The following is a 23,871-nucleotide window of genomic DNA, read 5'->3' on the forward strand; positions in this document are numbered from 1 at the left end:
CGCCTTCCGTTGTTCGATAAATCTCAATGCCTTATCGATTCCATGCCATCAATTGTACTTGGTCGCGGGCGAAGCCGGCCGGGGTCCGCCCACCCATCCCGGGAAAAATCGCAGCGATCGAAAGAAAAATTCCGCCGATGGCTAGACAAGGTTCGCGAAGGCCATTATACGCCCCTCCAGACCGCAGCGACGCGGTCCTGGACGGGTGATTAGCTCAGTTGGTAGAGCAGCTGACTCTTAATCAGCGGGTCCACGGTTCGAGCCCGTGATCACCCACCAAAAACTCTTTTACTTCAATGATATGGTCTCCGCCCCTGGGCGGACTTTAGCGTGAGATTTTTGGGAAAGTCGCACGCCGGTCGCCCGATTCCCTTGGCCTGGACCTGTACAGACACCGACCGCGCGTCGATCATCGCCGCCGTCCGGCCGGCCGGCCTGTGCATGTCACCCGGTTGCGGCCGTCGTCTCGTTGCGGTTGCGCATTCTGTCGCGAAGCTGTTTGGGGGTGATGCCGAAGTTGGCGCGGAAACGCCTGCAGAAGTGGGAGCTGCTCGCGAAACCGACATCCAGGGCGATTTCGATCATCGACTTGGAGGTCCGTTCGACCAGCAGCGCCGCCTTCTTCATGCAGACCTTCTCGTAGGCTGAGGCCGGCGAGATGCCGGTCTTGCTGCGAAAGATCCGCTCCAGCTGCCGTCGGGACAGGCCCACATGGCCGGCGATCTTCTCGATGTCCCATCGGTCGTCGATGTTTTCCTCCATGCACAGCAGCGCGGCGCGAATGCGGTCGTCGCTGTGAACGGGCAGGGCGATCGGCGTGCGGCTCTGCAGGTTCGAGCCCTCCCTGCGGCGGTCGAGATGGAGGATCTCCATGGCATTGCGTTCCGCCACCTCGCCGACATGACGCCGGACAAGAAGGGCGGCCAGATCGGCGACAGCGCTTCCGCCGGCGCAGGTCGTCACCTTCCCGTCCTCGACGAAGATGCGCTGCGAGGTCAGCCGGATCTTCGGAAAGCGCGCCTTGAACTCGGAATGATGCAGCCAGCTCACGCAGGCTTCCTTGCCGGCAAGCATCCCCGCCTGCGCGAGGATGAAGCTGCCGGTGCAGACGCCGATCAGGTTGACGCCCTTCTGGGAGGCGCGCTGCAGAAAGCGCATCGCCTCATGGGACAGCGGCTCCTCGACGCCGAGAAGGCCGCCGATGACGACGATGTAGTCGAAACGCTCCGGATCGCCGAGGCTTGCCGTCGGAGCGACCTGGATGCCGCAGCTGGCGCGGATCAGATGCGTGCTCGGGCTCACCACGTCCCAGTCGCACAATAACCGGCCCGACTTGTCGTCGACGTCGCTGGCGAGCCGGAGCGTATCGACGAAGAGGGCGAACGCACTCATCGTGAACTGCCGGGCCAGGAGGAAGCCGACCTTCAGCCGCTTCTCCGACGGTGCAGGCGCGCTGCGATCCCGCCCGCCTCCGGCGACGACATAACCGATACCATTCACATTCACGGGCTGCACCTGCTTCTCGGACATCTCGACTGTGTTCGTCCCGGCCGGGACAAGACATATACCGGGTGGCGCGACGGCGCCGCAACTATGGATCCCTCGGGGCGCATTGGAACGTCCAATTCCACGGTCCAAAACGCCTGTTGTCAGGGAAGTGGATCATACGGGGCCGATTTGATCAATGGATCGACTGGATATTGATCCTGAAGCGGCAGGCCCGGCGGGCACTGTCCGGTTCGGCTTCCGGACGAGCTGCCCGCCCGGCAACCGCCGAGCTTCTTTGCGAAACCGGCGGCGCAAGGTGGCTCTCCGCCCTTGCGCGCTTCGGTCAAACCAGTCTATGTTCACTTGTAGGATATCCTTCAAATAGCTTGGGAAAGATCGTGCGATGCGGCTGGTTTTCTTTGGTGTCGGGCACTGGCATGCGGAGATGCATGCCCATGCGGCGCAGGCGGCGGGCGCGGAGATCGTCGGGGCGTGGGACGGCGATCCGGCCCGTGCCGCCGCATTCTCCGCCCGGTTCGGCGGGCAGGCGGCGCACGGTATCGAGGCGGCCCTGGCCCTGAAACCCGACCTGGCCGTCGTGATGGGGCGTCCGGGCGAAATGGCCGAACTGGCGCAACGTTTCATCCTTGCGGGCGTGCCGATGCTGATCGAGAAGCCGGTCGGTGTCTCGGGTACGGTGCTGAAGCCGGTGGCCGAGCTCGCGGCGGCGCACGGGGCTTTCGTCTCGGTGGCGCTGGCCCACCGCTTCAGCCCGGTCCTGCGGGAGGCTGCGGCCTTGCGCGAGGCGGACCGGCTGGGACCGATTTCGCATTCGCATTTCCGGCTGATCAACGGTCCGCCGCAGCGCTATCTCGACGATGGCGTGGCCTGGGTGCTGGATCCGGCCGTCAGCGGCGGCGGCGCGTTGCGCAACCTCGGCATTCACGGCGTCAACGCCTTCCTCAACCTGTGCGGCGAACAGGCGGTCGAGGTCGAGCACGTCGCGTTCGGCCGGCCCCTGCATGGCACGCCGGCCGAGGACTACGCGCTCGTCGTGCTGCGGGCGGCCGACGGGAGCATCGGGACGGTGGAGGCGGGCTACACCCATGCGTCGATGACGCAGGGCCTCTTCGAGTGGCGTGTCAATGCCCGCAATGCGAGCCTCGCCGACCGCGACGGCCGCCTGCACGTCGCCACACTGGACGACGGCGGCTCGCGCGAACTTGCCGCCACGCCCGTGGCCCGCCGCTACGACGACATGATGGCCGACACGATCGATCGCCTGAGGGGCGGGCTGGCGCCGGCGGTCACGCTCGGTGATCTCTGGCGGGCGATGGACATCATTGATCGCTGCTACGCTATGGCCGGAAACAGGGGAGACTGAGCATGCTGGGCATTGGCATCATCGGTGCGGGGCACTTCGGCGCCGAACACGCAAGGGCGCTCCGCTCGGTCAAGGGAGCGAGGCTGGTGGCCGCATGCCGCAACGACGCGGACGGACTTGCGGCCTTCACCGCCGCGTTCGGCGGCAAGGGCTATGCCGACTATCGCGACCTTCTCGCCGACCCGGATGTCGACGCGGTGGTGGTGGCGCTGCCGCATCACCTGCACACCGAGGCCGCGATCGCCTGCGCGCAGGCGGGCAAGCACCTCATGGTCGAAAAGCCGCTGGCACCGACCGTTGCCGAATGCCGGGCGATCCTCGCCGCAGCGCAGGAGGCGGGCGTGGTGCTGATGCCGGGTCATACGATGCGCTTCACCCTGCCATATCTCGTCGCCCGCGGGCTGATCGAGGATGGCGGGCTCGGACGGATGCGCTACGGATCGAGCCGCATGATCAAGCTCTGGATGGAGGGCAACCGACGCGACTGGCATCTCGACCCGGCGACCGGCGGCGGCATGCTGTTCACCGCCGGAATCCATGCGCTCGACCGGCTGCTGGCCTTTGCCGGGCAGCGCGCCACCCATATCAGCGCCATCACCGCCACCAGCTTCCATGAGCAGAAGGCCGACGACGCGGCCCTGCTGCTCCTTCGTTTCGGCGACGGGGCGGCAGGCCAGGTGGCCAGCATCGGCTATGCCGACGGCGCCTTCATCTCGGGGGACGAACTGATCTTCGACAAGGGCGTTCTGAGCGTCGACTTCTTCAAGGGCGTCACGCTCGGCCGGGCGCTGACGTGGCAGCCGGTGGAGCAATCGATCGAGCAGGACGTCGCCGGTCGCGGGCTCGTCCGCCAGTGGCAGGCTTTTGCCGACGCCATCGTCCACGGCACGATACCGCCCGTGACCGGGGCCGACGGGCTGCATGTGGTGGCCTGTATCGAGGCGGCCTTTAAGGCCTCGCGCGAGCGCCGCGAGGTGGCCGTCGAAAGCTGAACGCGGGCCGCCGTCGTCCGGTGCGGCCCGTCTCTCCACCATGAAGATCGCGAAACGAACGGCCCCGCTGCCCCGGGCGGGCGGCGAGGCCGTCCGTTTGCCTTGGGAGGCGGGATAGCCATCCGCCCGGGGGCCGGCTCCACGCGAAGAGATCAGGCGCCGGGCGACGCCAGGCTGCCCTCCAGATCGTCGCGGATGCAGGCCTTGAAATGACCCGGTGCCACCTCGCGCAGGTCCGGCACAGCGGCAGCGCAGGCGTCGAGCGCATTCGGACAGCGCGTGCGGAAGACGCAGCCGCTCGGCGGGTTGGCGGGGCTCGGAATGTCGCCCTTCAGGATCTGGCGCTGCTTTTTGGCCTCGGGGTCGGGTGAGGGGATCGCCGACATCAGCGCCCGGGTATAGGGGTGCTGGGGCCGGGCATAGAGATCCTCGGCCGTGGCGATCTCCATGATGCGGCCGAGATAGAGCACGATGACGCGGTCGCAGATATATTCGACGACCGCAAGGTCGTGCGAAATGAACAGCATGGTGAGCCCGAGCCGCTGCTGCAGGTCGCGCAGGAGATTGACCACCTGCGCCTGGATCGACACGTCCAGTGCCGAGACCGGCTCGTCTGCGACGATGAAATCAGGCGCGAGCGTCAGCGCCCGGGCGATCCCGATGCGCTGGCGCTGGCCGCCGGAGAACTCGTGCGCGTAGCGGTCGATGGCATCCGGCGGCAGTTCGACCTGCTCCAGCGCCTTCCGGGCGCGCTGCAGCCGTTCAGCCCTGGTGCCGATCTTCTGGATCTTCAGGCCCTCGGTGAGGATCTCACCGATGGTCATGCGCGGCGACAGCGAGGCGTAGGGGTCCTGGAAGATATATTGCATGCGCGGGCGGCGGCGGCGCATTTCGCCGGCCGAAAGCCCCGTCAGATCGGTGCCGTCGAAGACCACTTCGCCCGCGGTCGGCTCGATGAGCCTCAGCACGGAGCGGCCGATGGTGGTCTTGCCGCTGCCGGATTCACCGACGAGCCCGACCACTTCGCCTTTGGCGATGTCGAAGGAAATGTCCTGCAGGATCTTCAGCGTAGCGCCGCGCGTCTGGTAGTGCTTGGCGAGGCCGCGAACGGAGAGGAGGGGGGCGGTGGTCATGCTGTGATCTCCTGCCAGCGGATGCAGCGGCTGCCATGACCCTCGTCGACGGCGGCAAGTTCGGGCACGGCGGTGCGACAGGCATCGATCGCGAAGGGACACCGGGGCGCGAAGGCGCAGCCGGCCGGTAGCTCGGCAAGACTTGGCACCATGCCGGAAATGGCCGGCAGCTTCTCGCCGCTGCGCTTCATCGCGGTCGCCTTGCCGAGACGCGGCATCGAATTGAGCAATCCCATCGTGTAGGGATGGCGGGGTTTCCGGAAGACCTCGGCGACGGCGCCGGTCTCCACGATGCGGCCGGCATACATGACCACGACGCGATGGGCGATCTCGGCGACGACGCCGAGATTGTGGGTCACGAACAGCATGCCCATGCTGCGCTCGCGCTGCAGCTTCTGCATGAGGTCGAGGATCTGCGCCTGGATGGTGACGTCGAGGGCGGTGGTCGGCTCGTCGGCGATGAGCAGCGTCGGGTCGCAGGCGAGCGCCATGGCGATGGTGACGCGCTGGCGCATGCCGCCCGACATCTCGTGCGGATATTGCCCGGCGCGGCGACGGGCGTCCGGAATGCCGACCTTCTCCAGCAGGGCGACCGCGGCTTCCAGCGCCTCGCGCCGGCTGGTGCCGCGATGGACGCGCAGCGATTCCGATATCTGGTCGCCGACCGTGTAGACCGGGTTGAGGCTCGTCATCGGCTCCTGGAAGACCATGCCGATGTCGTTGCCGCGGACATGGCGCATCTCTTCCTCGCTCAGCGCGACAAGGTCCTTGACCTTGCCGTCCTTGCCGCGGAAGCGGATCGAGCCGGCATCGATCGAGCCGATCTTGCGGGCCAGGAGCCGCATGACCGACAGGCTCGTCACCGACTTGCCCGAACCCGATTCGCCGACCAGCGCCACCGTCTCGCCGGGGTGGACGACGAGATCGATTCCGTTGACGGCGGCGATCTCCCTCCCGCGTACGCGAAAGACGGTTCTGAGGCCCTCGATCTGGAGAATGGGTTCGGGTGCCATCGGTATCCTCAGTCGAGCAGGCCGGTCGAACGCAGGATCTCGTCGACCTTGCGCGCCTCGGCATCGTTGAGCGGCGCGCGCGGACGCGCCATGACATTGGTGGAGATGATGCCCAGGCTGCGCATCGCGGTCTTGAAGCCGCCGACGCCCGTTGCCCCGCCGCTGACGCGGCCGGCTGCGACCCAGACGATCTCGAACAGGCGGCACAGGCGCTCCTGCTCCTTGCGGGCGGCGTCCCAGTCGCCGCGCTTGGCATGGTCCCAGAGGCGGACGTAGCCGGCCGGATCGACATTGGCGAGCCCGGGGACGACGCCGTGCGCGCCCATGTGCAGGGCGCTGTCGACGACGATCTCCGAGCCGGTCATCAGGAACACGTCCTTGTTGCCGGAAAGGTCGCTCAGCGCGTAGCGGAAGTTGCCGTCGTCGCCGGAGGAATCCTTCAGGCCGATGATCGTGCCCTCGTTGGCGAGTGTCACCACGGTCTGGCGGGCGAGCTTGGCGTGGACGCAGACCGGAATGTCGTAGGCGATCAGGGGAATGTCGACCGCGTCGCGGATCATGCGGAAATGGTCGATCGTCTCGGCCTGGCTGGTGATGGTGTAGAAGGGAGCGGTGACGACGACGGCGTCGGCGCCGACATCCCTGGCCGTGCGGGCATGACGGATGACGCGATCGGTCGTCGGGTCGATGACGCCGGCGATGACCGGCACGCGGCCATTGGCGACCTTGACGGTGTGCTCGAGGATCTTGCGGCGTTCCGCATCGTCGTAGAACACCACCTCGCTGGTCGATCCGAGGGCGAACAGGCCATGGCAGCCGTTATCGATCAGATGTTCGAGGACGCGGGTGTAGGAGGCGTAGTCGACCGAGAAATCCTCGTTGAGGGGGGTGACGACGGGAGGAACGACACCGAAGAATTTGGACATGGTTTGCTTCTCTTCCAGGGGTTAATTGAGTTCGGATCGGGGGTCGAAGGCATCCCTCAGGCCGTCGCCGATGAAGTTGATGGCAAGTACCGCGAGCACGAGGGCGCCGCCGGGAAACAGCCATTGCCAAGGGAACTGCTCGAGGACCGCCGTGGAGCGCGCCGCGTTCAGCATGTTGCCCCAGCTTGCCGCCGGCGGCGGTACGCCGAGGCCGAGGAACGACAGCCCGGCCTCGAGCAGGATCGCGTTGGCGACCTGCAGGGTGGCGTAGACGACCAGGATGTCGATCGAATTGGGCAGGCCGTGGCGGAACAGCAGATGGCCGATGCCGGCGCCCATGCCGCGCGAGGCCATGACGAATTCGCGTTCACGCAGTTCCAGCAGGCGGGCTCGGATCATCCGCGACAGCACCGGCCATGACAGGAGCGCGATGACGACGACGGTCGTCCAGATGCCGGAGCCAACGATGGAGGCGAGCACCAGCAGGAAGATGACCGGGGGCAGCGTCATGGCGAGATCGACAGAGCGCATGGCAAGCGCATCGGCCCAGCGGCCGCCGAAGGCCGAGATCGCGCCGACGAGAAAGCCGATGGCCGTCGACAGCACGACCGAGGAGACGGCGACCATGAGCGAGATGCGGCCGCCTTCGAGCGTGCGGGCGAGCACGTCGCGGCCGACCCCGTCGGTGCCGAACCAGTGCTTCCCGGACGGCCCGGCGTTCATGGCCAGAAGATCGATGTCGTTCGGCTTGTAGGGCAGCCAGAGAGGATAGGTCAGGACAGCCAGGAGCAGGGGGACGAGCAGGACGACCCCGAACAGGGCGGCGTTGTTCTGGGTGAAACGGCTGGTGGCGCGGGCCAGCGGGCCGGAAGAGGAGGAGAGGGCGAACAGGCTCATGTCAGGCCACCTCGATGCGCGGGTCGATGACCGCATAGGCAAGGTCGGTCAGGATATTGACGATGATGACGCAGGCGCCGATGACCAGCGTCGCCCCCATGATGACGGGATAGTCGCGGGTCTCCACCGCGCTGATGAGCAGCAGGCCCATGCCCGGCCAGTTGAAGACGCTCTCGATGAAGATGGCACCGCCGACGGCAAGCCCGATGGTCGAGCCGATCAGGGTGACGACCGGCAGCAGCGCGTTGCGCAGCGCATGCTTGGTGACGACCCAGAATTCCTTGATGCCCTTCGCCCGCGCCGTGCGCACATAGTCCTGGTTCAGAACCTCGAGCATGGAAGCGCGCATGTAGCGCATGATCAGCGCCGCATGGCCGATCGACAGCACGACCGCCGGCAGGATCAGATGGTGCAGCAGATCGGCGAGCGAGAACTCGGTCGCCGGCGTCAGCATGCCGCCGGAGGGCGCCCATTTCAGCCGCACGGAAAAGACGTAGAGCCCCAAAAGCGCCGTCAGGAATGCCGGGCTCGAGATGCCGAGCAGCGCCAGCACCGAGAAGGAATAGTCCGGCAGCGAATTGCGGCGCACGGCGCTGAGGATGCCGGCGGCGATGCCGACGACGATGGCGATCGCGAGGCCTGCGCCCATCAGCAGCAGGGTCGGGCCGATTCGCGAAATGATCAGGCCGGCCACGGTCTCGTTGAAGCGCTGCAGCGAATGGCCGAGATTGCCCTGCACGGCCTGCGACAGCCAGGCGAGATACTGGACGGGCAGGGGCTGGTCGAGGCCGAGCCGCGCCCGTAAGGCATCCATCGCCTCCTTCGTCATGGCGACGTTGGGATCGATATAGGCGTCGATCGGGTCGCCGGGCGTCAGCTGCAACAGCACGAATATCAGCACGGTCAGCGCGAGCAGCATGCCGAGCCCGATCACCAGGCGATGGAGACAGTAGCGAAGCATAGGTCGTCAGCACCCTTTCCAGGGAGTTCCGGAACGTCCGAAAAAGGGGGGTGACCGATGGGACGGCCACCCCGGGGAGGAAATTGGCCTATTCGGCGATCGCCCACTTCTCGGGATGGGCCTGGTAGGGGCCGCCGGCCGGCGCAGGCGTCCAGACGAAGTCGTTCAGCTTCGTCGAGGCGACGCCGTAGCGATTGGCGACCCACATGGTGCCCCACGGCAGGTTGGCGTTGGTGGCCTTGCAGACGTCCTGGTAGCGGGCGTCGTGCTTGCTGGCGTCCGTCTCCGCCAGTGCCGTATCGAGGGCATCGGTCACTTCCGGCATGCGGATGCGCATGAGGTTGGCGCCGGCCGGCGGGATCTGCTTCTCGTTCAGGCCGATGTTGATGTTGGACGCGTCGGGGCCGTTCTGCAGGCCGGCGAAGATCAGCGGAAACTCGCCGGCATTGCCCGACTGCTGGTAGACGATCGAGTTGTAGGTCGGGGTATCGACGGCGCGCGGCACGATATTGATGCCGACCTGGCCGAGCATGGCCTGCATGGCGGCGAGCACGTTGGCCACGAGCGGAGAGGTGTAGTAGGTCAGGATGGTGATCGGCTTGTCGCCGTTGATCTTGTCCCAGCCGGCCTCGGCCAGCAGCTGCTTGGCCTTCTCGGGATCATAGTTGTAGGTATCGATGCCCTGCGGCACCAGCCGATCGGCGACATAGACGCAGTTGGCCGGCTTGGCGGCTCCGCCATAGAGGCTCTGGATGATGGCGTCTCGGTTGATGGCGTGCATGAAGGCCTGGCGGACCTTCAGGTCCTTCCACAGCGGAACTTCCTGGTTGAAGCCGACATAGTTGACGACATAGGAGTCGCCTTCGATCACCCGGAAGGCACTGTCGTCCTTGAAGGTGGAGACGTCGTTGGAATCGACATAGGTGAACTGGATCTCGCCCGAGCGCAGGGCGGCAATGGCCGCGGCGGGGTCGGCGAAATAGCGGTTGATCAGCTTCTCGGCCGCAGGCTTGCCGCCGCGGTAATCCGGGTTGGCGGCGAGCTCGACATACTGGTCGGCGACGTATTTGGTGAACTTGAACGGGCCGGTGCCGATCGGCGAGGTCGACCACCAGGCGTTCTTGGCGATCTGCTCGACCGGGATGGAGGCCAGGGCGTGCTCGGGCAGCACCATGAGCTTGGTGAGGGTGTCGAGCATGCTGGGCGTCGCCGCCGACAGCGTGATCACGACGGTGCGGTCGTCGGGCGTCTCGACGGACTGGATGGCGCCGAGACGGGCTGCGAAGACCGAGCCTGCCTTGTCGTTCTTGGCCAGATCGATGGTGAACTTGACGTCCTTGGCGGTGAAGGGCTTGCCGTCATGCCACTTGGTGTCGGCGAGCTTGAAGGTATAGGTCTTCTGGTCGTCGCTGATCTCGTAGGTGTCGGCCAGCGCACCCACAACCTTTTCGAGCTTGTCGTCGTAGATGACCAGCGGTTCGAAATAGGTGACGAGCCAGGTGAAGCCGCTGGTCGCGGCGAGCGGGTTGAAATTGCCCTGGAAGCCGCCGGGGCCGACGTCGAAGCCGCCGGTGATGGTGCCGCCGTCGGCAAATGCCGGCGTTGTCGTGGCGGCGAGGCCGCCGAAAAGCGCTGCCGACAGGGCAAGCGCCGAAATCTTGGTCTTCAGGTTCATGTAGTCCTCCCTACAGGTGTGATTGTCTTGCTTTGGGCGATCACCCGGTTGATGCCGGCGTAGTGCTTGTCGAGCCGGTCCCTGGCGGCCACGGGGTCGCGCGCCTCGACCGCATCGACGATCGCGGCATGGTCGCGCCAGGTCCGCATCGGATCGGCATTGTCGAGGTTGACGAAGTCGGACGCCTTGTAGAAGGCGAGCCAGAAGACCTCGAGCAGGCGCAGCAGCACCTCGTTGTTCTGGCAGCGGAACAGCAGCTGGTGGAAGTGCCGGTCCTCGTCGGGGAAGCTCTCGCCCCGCTCGGCACGTTGTCTCATCTTGTCGCAGGTCTCGCGCAGTTCGCGGATGTCGTCCGGCCCGATGAGTGCGAGCGTCCGGTCGATCAGGCCGACTTCGAGGGTGCGGCGGATGCTGATGACCTCCTCGATCTGCTTCAGCGCGCCGCCCAGGCCATAGGCCAGGTTTTCCAGCAGGGGCTCAAACGAGAAGGCCTTGACGAAGACGCCGATGCCGCGGCGCGACTCCAGCACGCCGACAGACTCCAGCGCCTTGATACCCTCGCGCACCGAGTTGCGGCTCACGCCCAGCTGGCTGGCGAGCTCTCCTTCGGGTGGCAGCGGCGCGCCGGGATCGAGGCGGTTGTCCTCGATATAGGCACGCAGGCTTTCCTGCACCGATACATGCAGGAGAGGGGCGCGCTTCAGGGGCTTGATCGACTTCACGTTCATCTTCGTCTCCGGTTGCCTTCATGACTCCGAAAAGACAGTGGGCGGATATTTATCCACTTGTAGGATATCTGTCAATCGGATATTGAAATTGCCAATAACTGCAGCTTGCCCGGAGATACCCGAAATGCTCGCATTCGCGAACGGGAAATCGCGCTCCGGGCGTGTCGCGGCCCGGATTCGTCGCAGAGTCAGCAGACGATCCGCGTTGTCCGCGCCTTGAACAGGGGAGGTCCGCCATGAACGCCGGACGCGATATCATCGAAGGCCTGCGGGGCAGGCTTGTCATCTCCTGCCAGCCGGTTCCCGACGGCCCGTTCGACACCGTCGCATCGGTCGTCGCCTATGCGCACGCCGCCGAAGCCTCCGGGGCCGCCGGACTGCGCATCGAGGGCGGCGCCAACGTGGCCGCGGTCGCGCAGGCGAGCCGGCTGCCGGTGATCGGTCTCGTCAAGCGCGACCTCGAAGACAGCGCGGTACGGATCACGCCGTTCCTGAGCGACGTCGTGGACCTTTGCGAGGCCGGCGCTGCCATCGTCGCGGTCGACGCCACGGACAGGCCGCGCCCGGTGCCGGTGGCCGACCTGCTTGCTGAAATCAAGCGTCGCGGCCGGCTGGCGATGGCCGACATCTCGACCGAGGCCGAGGCCCGCGCCGCTCTTGCGGCCGGGGCCGACATCGTCGGAACCACCATGTCCGGCTATGCCGGCGACGCGCTGACGCCGAAGGAGCCGGACCTCGAGCTCGTGCGGTGCTGCGCCCGCCTGGGGGCGCCGGTGTTTGCGGAAGGGCGCTACAACAGTCCGGAGTTGGCCGCGGCGGCGATCCGGGCCGGCGCCGATGCCGTGGTCGTCGGTTCGGCGATCACACGCCCCGAACACATCGGCGACTGGTTCAGGCAGGCGGTGGAGGGGGCCGCGCGCCCCACGGCACCGGTGCTCGCCTTCGATATCGGCGGCACCAAGACGCTTGCCGCCCTGGTACAGGGAGAAGCCGTGCTCGAACGTCGTGTCGTGCCGACACCGGCGGATGTGGGCAGCGGGGATTGGATCGCCGCGATCGCCGATCTGGCCCAAGGCTGGGACGGCCGCTATGAGCGCGCCGCAGCGGCGGTGACCGGCCGGATCGACGGCCATGTCTGGTCGGCGCTCAATCCCGGTACGCTCGCGATACCGCAGGGGTTTTCGCTGGCCGATACGCTCGGTGCCGCGCTCGACACCCCCGTTCTGGCCGTCAACGATGCGCAGGCGGCCGCCTGGGGAGAATATCGCTTCGGCGCGGGGCAAGGGCGGGACATGGCGTTCCTGACGGTCTCCAGCGGCATCGGTGGCGGCATCGTCCTTGGCGGCCGGCTGCTCCGTGGCGCGCGCGGTATTGCCGGCAGTCTCGGGCAGGTGCCGATCGAGACGGCAACCGGCCCCGTTCGTCTGGAAACGCTGGCATCCGGGTTCGGGATTGCCCAAGCCGCCGGGCGCCGTGGCCATGACGGCGACGCCCGCGCGGTCTTTGCGGCCGCCGGTGCCGGCGAAGGCTGGGCGCAGGAGACCTTGCGCGAGGCGGCGGGCCGGCTCGCGGCCGCCATCGCCGGCCTGCAGGCCGTCGTGGACCCCGAATGCATCGTGATCGGCGGCGGCGTCGGCCTGGCCGAGGGCTTCCTCGACCTGCTGCGCGATGCGCTCGCCGTTCATCCGGAAGCGGTCGTGCCCGTCCTGGCGGCCGCCGAACTCGGCGCCGATGCCGGCATCATCGGCGTGGCCGACATGGCCGCTGCGCCATGATGCGCGTCGGCCGTGACGCTTCCCAGACCTTGTCGACCGATGGAGAGGAGACGATGAATGCCTGGAGTGACCCTTGGAAAACGGTTGGCGGCCGGCGTCGCCGTCGTCGCGCTATCGACCGGTGCCGCTATGGCCGCTGAGACCTGGCCGGACCTGCCCGTCGCCGTCAAAAACGGGGTCGCCGCGCGCGTCGGCGACGTGGCCTATGTCGGACTCGGCTCGGCTGGAGCCGATTTCTACGCACTCGACCTCGCCGATCCGGCGAAGGGCTGGGTGAAGCGCGCGGCCTTCACCGGGCCGTCGACGAACGGCGCGGCCGTGGCCGTCTCGGGCAAGACGATCCTGACCTTCAGCGGCAACGGCAAGCCGGACGCCGCCGCCAGCTCGCCGATCATCTTCGACACGGTCTATGCCTACGACACCGAGGCGGACACCTGGTCGAAGCTGGAGACGCGCACACCCGCCGGCCTCTCGGGCGCGAAGGCGTTGACGCTCGACGACGGGCGCATCGCCATCGTCGGCGGCTACAACAAGGACCTGTTCGACAAATACTTGGCCGACGTGAGCGCCATCGACAAGGACAAGGATCCGGCAGGCTTCAAGACGCTCGTCGACGGCTACATGGGCATGCAGCCGAAGGACTATCGCTGGAACGACAAGGTGCTGGTCTATGACCCTGCCGGCAACAGCTGGGGCACGCTGGGCGACAATCCGTACCTGCCCAACTGCGACCCCGCCGTGGTCGCCCAAGGCGGGGACCGCTTCATGGTGATCAGCGGCGAGATCAAGCCGGGCCTGCGCACGCCGGAGGTCAAGCTGGTGCAGGTCGAAGGGGAGGAGGCGTCCTGGGAGAAACTCGCGGACCTGCCGCCGGTCTCAGGTTCCGAACCGCAGGAAGGGGTGGCGGGAGCCTATGCCGGCATGGCCGGCAACGACGTCCTTGTTGCCGGCGGCGCGAACTTCAAGGGCGCGCAGGCCAATGCGGCGGCGGGAAAGTGGTTTGCCCATGATGGGCTGATGAAAGGCTGGCGCGACGAGGTCTATGCCTTCGACGGCAGCAGCTGGCGGCCGGTGGGCAAGCTGCCACGCGGACTGGCCTACGGCGCCTCGTTTGCCGTGCCCGGCGGCGTTCTTGTCGTCGGAGGCGAAGACGGCGAGGGCAAGCCGCGCACCGAAGTCTTCCTGCTCCGGTGGGACGGGCAGACACTGGCGGTCGAGAACTGAGGCGGTCGAGAACTGTACCGTTCGACCATGGCGGGAAGCCGTCTTTCCGCCATGGCCTCGGCGCGTGACGGTCAGGGCTGCTCGCGGGTCCCGGGAGCGGCTTCGCGCTGGTCGGCGTCTTCCAGGTCCGTCTTGACGATATAGGCGTCCGCGTGTTGCCGGGCGGCCTCGCGAAGGGCCTGCAGGCTCGGCAGATCGTCGCCCTCGATTTCGCCTTCGCCCTGGTCGATCTCGCGGGCGGCCAGTTCACGCTCGGCCACCTCGCGTTCGGCTTGGGCCCAGTGCTCGAGCTCGCGGCCGAGCGGCCGGCCTTCGCGGTCCCAGATCTCGTAGGCGCGTTCGCGGATCTTCTGTTCGCGGTCTTGCATGACGATCCCTCCGGATTGGTTCAGGATTCGCCCGAAGGCGCCGCGCTATCGGACCATGAAGCCAATGACGAGCGCGTTGGCGATGTCGATAAAGAAAGCAGAGACGAGCGGCAGAATGATGAAGGCCGTGGGCGCGGGGCCGTGGGCCTTGGTGACGGCGGTCATGTTGGCGATCGCCGTCGGCGTGGCGCCGAGGCTGATGCCGCTGAAGCCGGCCGAGATGACGGCGGCCTGGTAGTCGCGGCCCATGGCCGGGAACACGATGAAGATCATGTAGAGCACAGCCACGATCGTCTGGATGCCGAGGACGATGACGAGCGCCGGCCCGAGGCCGCCCAGCGTCCAGAGCTGCATGCTCATCAGCGACATGGCGAGGAAGATGTTCAGCGACAGGTCCGAGACCAGCGCAAGCGAGCGTGAGCGGGACGGCCAGAACATATGCGGGAAGAGGCGGGGGATGGTGTTGGTCATGACGATGGCGACCAGCAGGCAGACGACGAAGAGCGGCAGCTTGATCCCCGTCTCCGCGACGATCTCGTCGAGCGCGAAGCCGATCAGGATCGCGACGTTGAGGACGAGCACCGTCCGCAGCAGGTTGACGTGGTTGATGCTGCTTTCGCGTTCCGTCGCAGGCGCGTCGGGCAGGCCGATGCTCGGCGGCTCGGCCGGCTGCCCGCTCAGGTGATGGCGATTGATCAGGACGCGGGCGACCGGGCCGCCGACGAGACTGGCGATGACGAGGCCGAGCGTCGCCGAGGCGATGCCGATCTCCAGGGCGTTGCCGAGGTCGAAGCGGGCGGCGATCAGCGGCGCCCAGGCGATCGTGGTGCCGTGGCCGCCGATCAGCGAGACCGAGCCGAGCAGGGCGGCGATGCCCTCCGGCAGGCTCAGCAGGGTCGAGCTTCCGACCGCGATCAGGTTCTGCAGGAGAAGGTAGGTCAGGGTCAGCACCAGCAGGACGACGAGCGGCTTACCGCCGGCCCTGAGATCGCTGAAGCGGGCGTTCAGGCCGATGCCGGTGAAGAAGTAGAGGAGCAGCATGTCGCGGGCGGCGAGATCGAACACAACCTCGGCGCCGAAGAAGCGGTAGGCGGCAAGCGTCAGTAGTGCCGCCACCAGTCCGCCGGTCACGGCCTCGGGGATGTTCCAGCGCTTCAGCGGGGTCAGGATCCTGTTGAGGCTGGAGCCGACAAAGAACACGATGATGGCGATGGTGAAGGTCACGAAACCCGGTATCTGGATCGTCGTCATCCGTCGGTCGTCTCCCGATGGCCGGCATCACATGACCGGCTTGCCTCGCACTCGCCAGAGTTACACCGGGACGGGTCTCAGGTCTAGGTGACGGTGAAGGGCCAGACCGGAGCCGTCGGGCCGAAGCAGCCTCTCTGCCGACTTGTGCTGCCGCTCGAGGTGGCGGGGTGGGAGCCGTCTTGTCCTTGAATTCGCGTTTCTTATCCGGAACATCGCCCGATACGGCCGGCTTGCGGGCTGTCACGGGATCGTTGCGACGGTGTGCGCCTTTTTAGCTTAACCGTCGGTTAGGCCTGTCCGAAATCAGGGCAAGGCCCGTACTGCCGCCGGTTGCATCCTTCGGCGGAATCTTTCTATAAGCGAATGAGCGAATAAGCAGATAGGCGGAGTGCAACAATGAGCAAGATCACGATCAAGGGTTTCAACAGTGGCAAGGGTGCGAGCTTCCGGGAGTTCGTGTCCCTGCCGCTTGAAACCTTGCTCGACTACGACGACGAGAAGGCGACCTCGACCACCCTGAAGTTCTTCGACGATTCCAAGAACTACATGACGTTCGGTGGCAAGGGCCTGAAGTACGAGTATGTCGACGGCTATGTGTACGGTGCCACCGCCGGGACGATCACGTCCTTCAAGGTCGTGTCCGACGGCGTCGCGCTCGTGGCAGCGACCGACCTGAAGATTTCCGCCAAGGCTGTGTCGGCGGCCGTCGAAAGCGGTAGCACGGCGAAGTTCATCAACGCCGTCCTGGCCGGGAACGACGTCATCAAGGCGACCGGACGTGCCGACGTCTTCTGGGGCGGCGCCGGCAACGACACGCTCTACGGCTACAACGGCAACGACACTATCTCTGGCGGCGCCGGTGCGGACAAGCTCTATGGCGGCAACGGCAACGATACGCTCAAGGGCGACGGCGGCAAGGACAAGCTTTACGGCGGGGCAGGGGCAGACAAGCTCTATGGCGGCTCCGGGGCCGACACGTTCGTGTTTACATCGACGAAGGACAGCACGGTCGGAGCCTCGGGGCGCGACAAGATCTACGATTTCAGCCGCTCCCAGGGCGACAAGATCGACCTGAAGGCGATCGACGCCAACAGCAAGGCCGGCGGAAACCAGGCGTTCAAGTTCATCGGTAACGACGATTTCCACGGGAAGGCGGGCGAGCTTCGCTTCCAGAAGAAGTCGGGCGATACCTGTGTCTATGGCGACGTGAACGGTGACGGCAAGGCGGACTTCTCGATCGTCCTCGACCCGAGCCTGTCGTTGACCAAGGGCGATTTCATTCTCTGAACGGACGGCGGGCGCGTGAGCGCGCGCCCGCTGCCTCCCGTCCGGCCTTCACAATGTCGTGACCTGCGTGCTGCGGCGGCACAAATTGCCGTATGATGCGTTTGCCTTTTCGATAGGCAAGGTGACGCACATGAAGATGCTCGCAATCATTGGGCTTTCACTGGCGACCGCCGTTTCTGGCGTGCTGCCGGCGCAGGCGTTTCCCTCGTTTTCCGCTCCCCGGATAGACGCTTCCGATATCATTCAGGTCAGGGACAGGGGACGCGGATACGGCAACCGGCACTGGCGCGGTGGCGGCGACCGCTGGCGCAACGACGGCTACCGCTATGGCCGCCGCTACGGTTCCTATAACGGCCGCTATTACCGACCGTCCTACGGGCGTTATTATCGTCCCTATTACGGGGGCTACTATCGCCCGTACTACGGGGGCGGCTACTATCGCGGCTATGACGACTTCGGCGCCGCACTCGGCGGTTTTGCCGCCGGAGCGATCATCGGCGGACTGGCCGCGCAACCGCGCTACTACGCGCCACGCTACTATGGCGGCAACGGTCATGTCAGCTGGTGCTATGCACGCTACCGATCCTACCGGGCCTATGACAACACGTTCCAGCCCTATTACGGGCCGCGGCGGATTTGCGTCTCGCCCTACTGACCACGACCGGCGAGATGACGGGCAGGGCGTTTGCCAGTGGCACGGACCGCCTCATCTATCGCAAGAGAGAAATCGCGCGACCTGTTGAAGCCGCGCGAACAATCATGATTGGTCATCAACGCAAATGGCCGCCGTATCGGGGGCACATGCCGTCGTGGCGCGGGTAGTCCGGCCTAGCTCACATAGTTCCGCCAGCTGTGTTCGGGGCGGAAGCCCAGCATTTCCTTCGCCTTGCTGTTGGACAAAAGCGTCTCGAACTCGCCGAGTTCGCGCCTGAGCGGCACGCCGGGATAGAAGCGGTCGAGGAGTTCGCGGGTCGGCAGGTCGGAGGAGGTGTCGTCGTTGACGGCATTGAAGACCTGATAGCCCAGCCCGTCGGTCTCGATTGCGCGCGCGGTGATCTGGCCGAGGTCGCGCGCGTCGACATAGCTCCAGGCGATGCGCTTGCGGAAGCCGGGATCGGCGAACCACTTCGGAAACAGTTCGTATTCGTTCGGTTCGATCACGTTGCCGATGCGCAGCGCATAGATGTCGATGCCGCTCCTGAGCGCGAAGGCGCGGGCGGTCTTCTCGTTGACGACCTTGGAGAGCGCGTAGCTGTCCATCGGGTCGACGTCGTAGTCCTCGTCCAGGGGGAAATAGGCGGGGTCGCGCGGTTCGTTGGCGAAGACAAGGCCGTAGGTCGTTTCGCTGGAGGCGATCACGACCTTGCGGATGCCGAGTTTCACGGCCGCTTCGATCACGTTGTAGGTGCCGAGCGCGTTGATGCGGAAAAGCTCGTTGTCGGGCGTGATCATGATGCGCGGGATCGCGGCGAAGTGCACGACGGCGTCGACGGGCTGCGGTCGCAGAGACGGGTCGAATTCGTGCAGGCCCATATAGCTCGACAGCGCGTTGAAGACCTGGCCGCTGTCGGTGATGTCGGTGATCAGCGTGCGCACGCTCGGATTGTCGAGCGGTCGATTGTCTAGGTTCAGGACCTGGTAGCCCTTGTCGACGAGGTAGCGAACGACGTGCCGTCCCGCCTTGCCGCTTCCGCCGGTGAACATGACCCGCTTCGCCATCGACTTTCTCCGTCCCGTTTCCTGCGCCGGCTTGAGGCCGGCCATCTCCTCATGCGGCGCTGCCCGCGCCCGCCGCCACAGGAGAGCAAAATTGCGTCGAGGGCAAGCGGCAAGATCGGGGCGCCGCAGGCGCGACGCCCCGAAAGGGCGCTATTTCTGGATGCAGGTATCGGCCGTGTCCTTGGTGCATTCGTCGAGGCCGGTGAAGACCGGGTCCTCCACCGTCTTGCCCTCGATCAAGTCGATCATCACCGACGGTGCCTTGTAGCCCATCTCGAACGGCCGCTGCCCGACCAGTGCCGTGACGAGCCCCTCCTTGGCGATCGCCACTTCCTCGCCGATCGTGTCGGCCGCGCCGATGACGAACTCGTTGGCTGCGATCTTGTCGGCCATGGGCTTGAACAGATCGCGATAGGGCTGCGGGGCGCCGAACAGCGGCCAGCCGCCCATGATGCCGAACGCGTCCAGGTCAGGGTTGGCGGCGAGGATGTCGGTCATCGCCTGCACGCCCTTGGCGCCGTCGTCATTGGTGAAGACCGGGCAACCGGCGACTTCCGTCCAGCCGCCTTCGCCCTTCAGTTCGGTCAGTCCCTTCTGGCCGGTCAGCGCGTCGCGCATGCCCTGGGCGCGGCGCAGGATGTTGTCGGCGCCCGGGTTGCCCTCGATCGTGCAGATCTTGCCGCCGTCCGGCTTGCCCTTCTTGATGTATTCGCCGATGCGGAAGCCCATCAGGTAGTTATCGGTGCCGAGATAGGTCTTGCGGAGTGCGGAGTCCTCGGCGGCGAGGTCGGCGTCGAGCGTCATGACGGGCACGGTCGGGTTGGCGGTCTTGATCGTCTGGGCGATCAGCTTCGCGTTCGAAGGCGAGATTGCGATGGCGACGGTGCTGGCCTTGCCGAGCATGTCCTGGACGATCTGTGCTTCGCCCGCCTCGTCCGAGGTCGAGGCCGGTCCGGTGTAGAAGCACTCGTATTCGGAACTGGCGTTTTCGTTGTTCCACTTCTGGCAGCCCTGGTTGATCGCCTCGAAGAACGGGTTGTCGAGCCCCTTCACCACGATCACCAACTGCTTCTTTTCCTGTGCCCCGGCCTGACTGGCTGCAAGCGCCAGCGCCGCGACTGCAAGCAACAATGCTTTCCTCATCTGTCTTCCTCCCGTTGAAACAGGCGGGTCTGACGTGCCCGCCGGGCGATCGATCCGGGTACCAGAGGATGCGAGGGTCGGTCTTCGAGCGCTCGTATCGCCGGGCCAGGTCAATGAGCATTTCGAGGTCTTGGCGCGGGCGCCGGCCCAGCGGGGCCTTCGCCTTGCAGTTGTCCATCCAGTCGGAGGACTGGCCACCGGTTATGTCGAAAGGGCGTGCGAATGCGCTTCGGCAAACGCGGCGTGTCGAGCAGGGCCGTGATGAAATGCTGCCGACCTTGCCCGCGGGGCCGGTCACGGGGATCGGCAGGTTCTCCTCCTGTCACAGCTAATCATCCGCCGGCTTCGGGCGTCAACTCGTATTTGTCATACTATAAAAATTTCGTGCCGGAGGCCGTTGCGCGACGTACGTCATTGACGGTTTTGCAGCCGTTTGCGTAAATATGCCGATCGCTTCCGGGGAGGAACGCAGGAGGCGAGATCGCCAGGCCGTCCGGGACGCGATGATCCGGCCGGTCGGCGAGCTCCAGTTTCCGGGAGGAAGTCCGCTGGTGGCCGCACTCGAGCTCACCAATATCTCCAAGCATTTCGGGGCCATCCAGGCCGTCAACGACGTGTCGTTTTCGCTTCAGGCGGGCGAGGTGCTCGGGCTGATGGGCGACAATGGCGCCGGCAAGTCGACGCTGGTGAAGATGATCGCCGGCAACTTCCGGCCGAGCAGCGGCACGATGGCGCTGGAGGGGCAGGAAATCGTGCTGCACAAGCCGCTGGACGCGCGCCGGCACGGCATCGAGATCGTCCATCAGGACCTGGCGCTCTGCGACAACCTGACGGCGGCGGCCAACGTCTTCCTCGGCCGCGAGCTGCGCCGCGGCATCGGCCCCCTCAGCATTCTCGACTACCGCTCGATGTATCAGCATGCGGGCGCGCTGTTCCGCGAGCTGAAATCCGAAACGCGGCCGCGCGACGTGGTCCGGCAGATGTCCGGCGGGCAGCGCCAGGCGGTGGCGATCGCGCGGACCATGCTGTCGAAAGCCCGGATCGTGCTGATGGACGAGCCGACCGCGGCGATCTCCGTGCGCCAGGTGGCCGAAGTGCTGAACCATATCCGGCACCTGCGCGACCGGGGCATCGCGGTGATCCTGATCAGCCACCGCATGCCCGACGTCTTTTCGGTCGCCGATCGCGTCGTGGTGATGCGGCGGGGGCGGAAGGTGGCGGACAAGCCGATCGCTCGCAGTTCGCCGGAAGAGGTGACCGGGCTGATCACCGGCGCCATCGAAATGGTATGATGAACCGCTCGCCCGGGGCAGAAACCGGAGCAGGGACACGAGGTGGCGGATGGCTGTTACCCTAGACCAGACCATCGAGCAGAAGCAGAAGACGGTATGGGCGTCCATCCTCGGCCACCAGACCTTCTGGGTGCTGGTGGCCGTCATCCTCGCCTGCGTCTTCCTGTCCTTTGCGACCGACGCGTTCGCGACCTCGAAGAACCTCTACAACATCACCCGCAACGTCACCTTCGTCGCCATCATCGCGCTCGGCATGACGCTGGTCATCATCACCGGGGGCATCGACCTGTCGGTCGGCTCGGTGCTGTGCCTGTGCAGCATGATCCTGGCCGTGGTGATGAATGCGGGTTACAGCATCGAGGCCGGCATCGCCGCCTCGGTCGCAACGGCGCTCGTGATCGGGGCGTTCAACGGCGTGCTGATCGCCTATCTCGGCTTTCCGCCCTTCGTCGTCACGCTCGGCATGCTGTCGGTAGCGCGGAGCCTGGCGATGGTCGCCTCCAACAACACCGTGGTCTTCGAGTTCGGTCCCGACCACGACAAGCTGCTCGCGCTCGGCGGCGGCGCCTGGCTGTTCGGCATCGCCAATCCGGTGCTCTACATGATCGTGCTGGCGCTCCTGACCGGCTTCGTGCTGCGCTGGACGCGCTTCGGGCGCTATCTCTTCGCCATCGGCGGCAACGAGCACGCCGCCACGCTGACCGGCGTGCCGGTCAAGGCGATCAAGGTCGCAGTCTACATGATCTCGGCGCTGTCGGCGGGGATCGCCGGCATCATCCAGACCGGCTGGCTGGGCGCCGTCACCACCAATATCGGCGCGGGAATGGAATTGCAGGTGATCGCCGCGGCGGTCATCGGCGGCGCCAACCTCGCCGGCGGGGCGGGAACGGCGCTCGGCGCGCTGGTCGGGGCGGCACTGATCGAGGTGATCCGCAACAGCCTCGGCCTGCTCGGCATCAACGCCTTCTGGCAGGGAACCTTCATCGGCGGGGCGACGATCCTGGCCGTCCTGTTCGACCGGATCCGCAATTTCCGGCAGAGCGAATAGGAGAGGCGGGTTCTGCGCGGCATTCCGCACTGCTACGGGCAGGCGGATGGGCCGCATGCGCAGGCGTGCGGATGCTGCAGCGGCGACATCAGCCGGCGGGGTCCTTCAGGTAGCTGATCACGGCGTCGGCGATCATCCCCTTGTGGCGCGTCATCGTTTCCTTCTCGGAGAGGTCGCGCCGGAAGATCGTGCCGAAGGTGTAGCGGTTGGAGACGCGGAAGAAGCAGAAGGCGCTGATCAGCATGTGCACGTCGATCGGATCGGCCTTGCGGCGAAAGGCGCCGCTGGTGTGGCCGCGTTCGAGGATGCCGGCAATCGTCTCGATGACGGAAACGTTGAGGTCGCGGATCGCCTCGGACCGCAGCATGTGGGCTGCGTGGTGGATATTCTCGATGCTGACCAGCCGGACGAAGTCCGGGTTCGCCTCGTCGTGCTCGAACGTGGTGAAGATCAGCGTCCTCAGCGCTTCCTCCGGCTCGAGGTCGGACAGGCGCAGGTCGGCCTCGAGCGTGCGGATCTTGCGGTAGGAGCGCTCGAGCACGGAAAGGTACAGGCCCTCCTTGCTGCCGAAGTAATAGTAGATCATGCGCTTGGAGGTGCGGGTGCGCTCGGCGATGGCGTCCACCCGGGCTCCCGCCAGCCCGTGGGTCGCGAATTCCTCGGTGGCGACGATCAGGATGTCCTCGCGCGTCCTTTGCGGATCATTCTTCCTGCCGTTCGCCGATCGCGGAGCCATTTCGCCGTCTTCCTCCAAAGTTCTGTTCGGAAAGGCATTTTCGCCGTTCCGTTCCGCCGGACGAGACTCTCCTCCCGGTCCTTCCCCAATTTCTATTGAGCCTCACGTCTTGTTTCAAGACTTGCCGCTTGACTTCCTAACTAGTTCGTACATTTTTGACGAAGCGCATGAAAGCTTGGAGGAGTGGCCAGCGCGGGTGCATTCTCGGGACCGTCCCGGCCGCAGTGCCGTGAAATCGCGAGGCGCCATACGCCTGGGGAGGATTAATGGCCAAGACAATCGATTTCTGCTTCTTCGTGTTGAAGGCGGCGATCGCACTCCTGCTCCTGACGATGGTGATCCTCGTCTTCGGCAACGTGGTGCTGCGCTACGCCTTCAACACCGGCATCACCTACTCCGAAGAACTCTCGCGCATGTGCTTCGTGTGGCTGACCTTCCTGGGCGCCGTCGTCGCGATGCGCGAGCATGCCCATCTCGGCATGGATGCGCTGCTTACGCGGCTGCCGCCGGCGGGTGCCCGGCTCGCAGCACTCGTCGGTCAGGCGCTGGTGCTGTGGGCCACGTGGCTGATGATCAGCGGAAGCTGGACGCAGACGCTGATCAACTGGCACGTCTCCGCGCCCGCCACCGGCATCTCCATGGGCCTATTCTACGGGGCCGGCCTCGCCTTCGGCATTCCGGCGGCGCTGATCGTGCTCTGGGACATGTTTGCGATCCTCACCGGACGGCTGGACGTCCGGGCCGGCGGGATGGTCCAGGAGAGCGAGGACGAGGCGGGGCACGTCGCCCACGCCACGCCCGAACTCTCCAATCCTGCGATGAAGCACTGAG

The 23,871-nt window shown here is 65.9% G+C and carries 22 protein-coding genes and 1 tRNA gene; 10 read left to right on the forward strand and 13 right to left on the reverse strand.

The genetic code is table 11. From position 1 onward, the window contains the following. The first annotated feature begins 203 nt into the window (after positions 1-203). Positions 204-279, forward strand: a tRNA-Lys gene (locus OCK02_RS11960). Between the two features lie 165 nt (positions 280-444). Here the strand turns inward: OCK02_RS11960 and OCK02_RS11965 are convergent. Then, the gene (locus OCK02_RS11965; RefSeq protein WP_412178812.1) at positions 445-1,530 is read right to left on the reverse strand and encodes a GlxA family transcriptional regulator; all 1,086 of its coding nucleotides are present in this window, start codon (positions 1,528-1,530) and stop codon (positions 445-447) included. Between the two features lie 361 nt (positions 1,531-1,891). Here OCK02_RS11965 and OCK02_RS11970 point away from each other — a divergent pair, with 361 nt between their 5' ends. Together OCK02_RS11970 and OCK02_RS11975 are read left to right on the forward strand one after the other, a co-directional pair. Next, positions 1,892-2,872: a Gfo/Idh/MocA family protein gene (locus tag OCK02_RS11970; protein ID WP_263813251.1), complete on the forward strand. Its 981-nt coding sequence runs from the start codon at positions 1,892-1,894 to the stop codon at positions 2,870-2,872. Positions 2,873-2,874: 2 nt separating this feature from the next. After that, a complete protein-coding gene (locus OCK02_RS11975) occupies positions 2,875-3,864 on the forward strand; it encodes a Gfo/Idh/MocA family protein (protein WP_263813252.1) in 990 nt (329 codons plus the stop codon). A gap of 152 nt (positions 3,865-4,016) precedes the next feature. Here the strand turns inward: OCK02_RS11975 and OCK02_RS11980 are convergent, their stop codons facing one another. From OCK02_RS11980 to OCK02_RS12010, 7 genes are all read right to left on the reverse strand, one after another. Continuing rightward, on the reverse strand, positions 4,017-4,997 hold the full coding sequence (locus OCK02_RS11980; RefSeq protein WP_263813253.1) for an ABC transporter ATP-binding protein: 981 nt from the start codon (positions 4,995-4,997) through the stop codon (positions 4,017-4,019). Continuing rightward, positions 4,994-6,010 (reverse strand): ABC transporter ATP-binding protein, encoded by a 1,017-nt coding sequence (locus tag OCK02_RS11985; RefSeq protein WP_263813254.1) that lies wholly within the window; start codon positions 6,008-6,010, stop codon positions 4,994-4,996. Before OCK02_RS11985 ends, OCK02_RS11980 begins: the two co-directional genes overlap by 4 nt. An 8-nt stretch (positions 6,011-6,018) precedes the next feature. After that, positions 6,019-6,936: a dihydrodipicolinate synthase family protein gene (locus OCK02_RS11990; RefSeq protein ID WP_230804953.1), complete on the reverse strand. Its 918-nt coding sequence runs from the start codon at positions 6,934-6,936 to the stop codon at positions 6,019-6,021. A gap of 21 nt (positions 6,937-6,957) precedes the next feature. Further along, complete coding sequence (locus tag OCK02_RS11995) at positions 6,958-7,869, reverse strand: ABC transporter permease (RefSeq protein WP_263813255.1); 912 nt, start codon at positions 7,867-7,869, stop codon at positions 6,958-6,960. Beyond that, the gene (locus OCK02_RS12000) at positions 7,835-8,794 is read right to left on the reverse strand and encodes an ABC transporter permease (protein ID WP_230804957.1); all 960 of its coding nucleotides are present in this window, start codon (positions 8,792-8,794) and stop codon (positions 7,835-7,837) included. The genes OCK02_RS11995 and OCK02_RS12000 overlap by 35 nt, the downstream gene beginning before the upstream one ends. Before the next feature lie 88 nt (positions 8,795-8,882). Beyond that, positions 8,883-10,469, reverse strand: coding sequence for an ABC transporter substrate-binding protein (locus OCK02_RS12005; protein ID WP_263813256.1), 1,587 nt, complete (start codon positions 10,467-10,469; stop codon positions 8,883-8,885). Further along, on the reverse strand, positions 10,466-11,197 hold the full coding sequence (locus OCK02_RS12010) for a FadR/GntR family transcriptional regulator (protein WP_263813257.1): 732 nt from the start codon (positions 11,195-11,197) through the stop codon (positions 10,466-10,468). The genes OCK02_RS12005 and OCK02_RS12010 overlap by 4 nt, the downstream gene beginning before the upstream one ends. Before the next feature lie 236 nt (positions 11,198-11,433). On the opposite strand from OCK02_RS12010, the gene OCK02_RS12015 reads away from it, so the two are divergent. Together OCK02_RS12015 and OCK02_RS12020 are read left to right on the forward strand one after the other, a co-directional pair. Next, positions 11,434-12,972, forward strand: a complete 1,539-nt coding sequence (locus tag OCK02_RS12015) for a putative N-acetylmannosamine-6-phosphate 2-epimerase (RefSeq protein ID WP_263813258.1) — start codon at positions 11,434-11,436, stop codon at positions 12,970-12,972. A 57-nt stretch (positions 12,973-13,029) separates the two neighbouring features. After that, positions 13,030-14,196, forward strand: a complete 1,167-nt coding sequence (locus OCK02_RS12020) for an N-acetylneuraminate epimerase (protein ID WP_263813259.1) — start codon at positions 13,030-13,032, stop codon at positions 14,194-14,196. A gap of 71 nt (positions 14,197-14,267) precedes the next feature. Here OCK02_RS12020 and OCK02_RS12025 read toward each other — a convergent pair whose 3' ends face one another. After that, positions 14,268-14,564 (reverse strand): DUF2934 domain-containing protein, encoded by a 297-nt coding sequence (locus OCK02_RS12025; protein WP_263813260.1) that lies wholly within the window; start codon positions 14,562-14,564, stop codon positions 14,268-14,270. Between the two features lie 45 nt (positions 14,565-14,609). Then, on the reverse strand, positions 14,610-15,815 hold the full coding sequence (gene gltS / locus OCK02_RS12030) for a sodium/glutamate symporter (protein ID WP_263813261.1): 1,206 nt from the start codon (positions 15,813-15,815) through the stop codon (positions 14,610-14,612). A 396-nt stretch (positions 15,816-16,211) separates the two neighbouring features. Here gltS and OCK02_RS26135 point away from each other — a divergent pair, with 396 nt between their 5' ends. Together OCK02_RS26135 and OCK02_RS12040 are read left to right on the forward strand one after the other, a co-directional pair. Next, positions 16,212-17,102, forward strand: a complete 891-nt coding sequence (locus tag OCK02_RS26135) for a hypothetical protein (protein ID WP_318530103.1) — start codon at positions 16,212-16,214, stop codon at positions 17,100-17,102. Between the two features lie 130 nt (positions 17,103-17,232). Further along, entirely contained in the window at positions 17,233-17,757 is a 525-nt protein-coding gene (locus tag OCK02_RS12040) for a BA14K family protein (protein ID WP_230804971.1), read from the forward strand. 173 nt (positions 17,758-17,930) lie between these two features. On the opposite strand, the gene OCK02_RS12045 is transcribed toward OCK02_RS12040, so the two are convergent. Next, complete coding sequence (locus OCK02_RS12045; protein WP_230804973.1) at positions 17,931-18,821, reverse strand: NAD-dependent epimerase/dehydratase family protein; 891 nt, start codon at positions 18,819-18,821, stop codon at positions 17,931-17,933. Positions 18,822-18,971: 150 nt separating this feature from the next. After that, the gene (locus OCK02_RS12050; RefSeq protein WP_263813262.1) at positions 18,972-19,964 is read right to left on the reverse strand and encodes a sugar-binding protein; all 993 of its coding nucleotides are present in this window, start codon (positions 19,962-19,964) and stop codon (positions 18,972-18,974) included. A gap of 503 nt (positions 19,965-20,467) precedes the next feature. Between OCK02_RS12050 and OCK02_RS12055 the strand changes: the two genes are divergently transcribed. Next, positions 20,468-21,256, forward strand: coding sequence for an ATP-binding cassette domain-containing protein (locus OCK02_RS12055; RefSeq protein WP_263813263.1), 789 nt, complete (start codon positions 20,468-20,470; stop codon positions 21,254-21,256). 49 nt (positions 21,257-21,305) lie between these two features. Continuing rightward, entirely contained in the window at positions 21,306-22,304 is a 999-nt protein-coding gene (locus tag OCK02_RS12060; RefSeq protein ID WP_263813264.1) for an ABC transporter permease, read from the forward strand. Positions 22,305-22,392: 88 nt separating this feature from the next. On the opposite strand, the gene OCK02_RS12065 is transcribed toward OCK02_RS12060, so the two are convergent. Continuing rightward, positions 22,393-23,040 carry a TetR/AcrR family transcriptional regulator gene (locus tag OCK02_RS12065; RefSeq protein WP_263813265.1) on the reverse strand — a complete coding sequence of 216 codons (648 nt, stop codon included), beginning with the start codon at positions 23,038-23,040 and terminating at the stop codon, positions 22,393-22,395. A gap of 266 nt (positions 23,041-23,306) precedes the next feature. Here OCK02_RS12065 and OCK02_RS12070 point away from each other — a divergent pair, with 266 nt between their 5' ends. Beyond that, positions 23,307-23,870 carry a TRAP transporter small permease gene (locus OCK02_RS12070; protein WP_230804983.1) on the forward strand — a complete coding sequence of 188 codons (564 nt, stop codon included), beginning with the start codon at positions 23,307-23,309 and terminating at the stop codon, positions 23,868-23,870. The last annotated feature ends 1 nt before the right edge of the window (position 23,871 follow it).

Source organism: Rhizobium sp. TRM96647, assembly GCF_025780115.1.
GTDB lineage: Bacteria > Pseudomonadota > Alphaproteobacteria > Rhizobiales > Rhizobiaceae > Mycoplana.

Bases quoted from the DNA above. Each gene is read 5' to 3' on its own strand.
- OCK02_RS11965 (WP_412178812.1), bottom strand. From the start codon at position 1,530: ATGTCCGAGAAGCAGGTGCAGCCCGTGAATGTGAATGGTATCGGTTAT.
- OCK02_RS11970 (WP_263813251.1), top strand. From the start codon at position 1,892: ATGCGGCTGGTTTTCTTTGGTGTCGGGCACTGGCATGCGGAGATGCAT.
- OCK02_RS11975 (WP_263813252.1), top strand. From the start codon at position 2,875: ATGCTGGGCATTGGCATCATCGGTGCGGGGCACTTCGGCGCCGAACAC.
- OCK02_RS11980 (WP_263813253.1), bottom strand. From the start codon at position 4,997: ATGACCACCGCCCCCCTCCTCTCCGTTCGCGGCCTCGCCAAGCACTAC.
- OCK02_RS11985 (WP_263813254.1), bottom strand. From the start codon at position 6,010: ATGGCACCCGAACCCATTCTCCAGATCGAGGGCCTCAGAACCGTCTTT.
- OCK02_RS11990 (WP_230804953.1), bottom strand. From the start codon at position 6,936: ATGTCCAAATTCTTCGGTGTCGTTCCTCCCGTCGTCACCCCCCTCAAC.
- OCK02_RS11995 (WP_263813255.1), bottom strand. From the start codon at position 7,869: ATGCGGTCATCGACCCGCGCATCGAGGTGGCCTGACATGAGCCTGTTC.
- OCK02_RS12000 (WP_230804957.1), bottom strand. From the start codon at position 8,794: ATGCTTCGCTACTGTCTCCATCGCCTGGTGATCGGGCTCGGCATGCTG.
- OCK02_RS12005 (WP_263813256.1), bottom strand. From the start codon at position 10,469: ATGAACCTGAAGACCAAGATTTCGGCGCTTGCCCTGTCGGCAGCGCTT.
- OCK02_RS12010 (WP_263813257.1), bottom strand. From the start codon at position 11,197: ATGAACGTGAAGTCGATCAAGCCCCTGAAGCGCGCCCCTCTCCTGCAT.
- OCK02_RS12015 (WP_263813258.1), top strand. From the start codon at position 11,434: ATGAACGCCGGACGCGATATCATCGAAGGCCTGCGGGGCAGGCTTGTC.
- OCK02_RS12020 (WP_263813259.1), top strand. From the start codon at position 13,030: ATGCCTGGAGTGACCCTTGGAAAACGGTTGGCGGCCGGCGTCGCCGTC.
- OCK02_RS12025 (WP_263813260.1), bottom strand. From the start codon at position 14,564: ATGCAAGACCGCGAACAGAAGATCCGCGAACGCGCCTACGAGATCTGG.
- gltS (WP_263813261.1), bottom strand. From the start codon at position 15,815: ATGACGACGATCCAGATACCGGGTTTCGTGACCTTCACCATCGCCATC.
- OCK02_RS26135 (WP_318530103.1), top strand. From the start codon at position 16,212: ATGAGCAAGATCACGATCAAGGGTTTCAACAGTGGCAAGGGTGCGAGC.
- OCK02_RS12040 (WP_230804971.1), top strand. From the start codon at position 17,233: ATGAAGATGCTCGCAATCATTGGGCTTTCACTGGCGACCGCCGTTTCT.
- OCK02_RS12045 (WP_230804973.1), bottom strand. From the start codon at position 18,821: ATGGCGAAGCGGGTCATGTTCACCGGCGGAAGCGGCAAGGCGGGACGG.
- OCK02_RS12050 (WP_263813262.1), bottom strand. From the start codon at position 19,964: ATGAGGAAAGCATTGTTGCTTGCAGTCGCGGCGCTGGCGCTTGCAGCC.
- OCK02_RS12055 (WP_263813263.1), top strand. From the start codon at position 20,468: ATGATCCGGCCGGTCGGCGAGCTCCAGTTTCCGGGAGGAAGTCCGCTG.
- OCK02_RS12060 (WP_263813264.1), top strand. From the start codon at position 21,306: ATGGCTGTTACCCTAGACCAGACCATCGAGCAGAAGCAGAAGACGGTA.
- OCK02_RS12065 (WP_263813265.1), bottom strand. From the start codon at position 23,040: ATGGCTCCGCGATCGGCGAACGGCAGGAAGAATGATCCGCAAAGGACG.
- OCK02_RS12070 (WP_230804983.1), top strand. From the start codon at position 23,307: ATGGCCAAGACAATCGATTTCTGCTTCTTCGTGTTGAAGGCGGCGATC.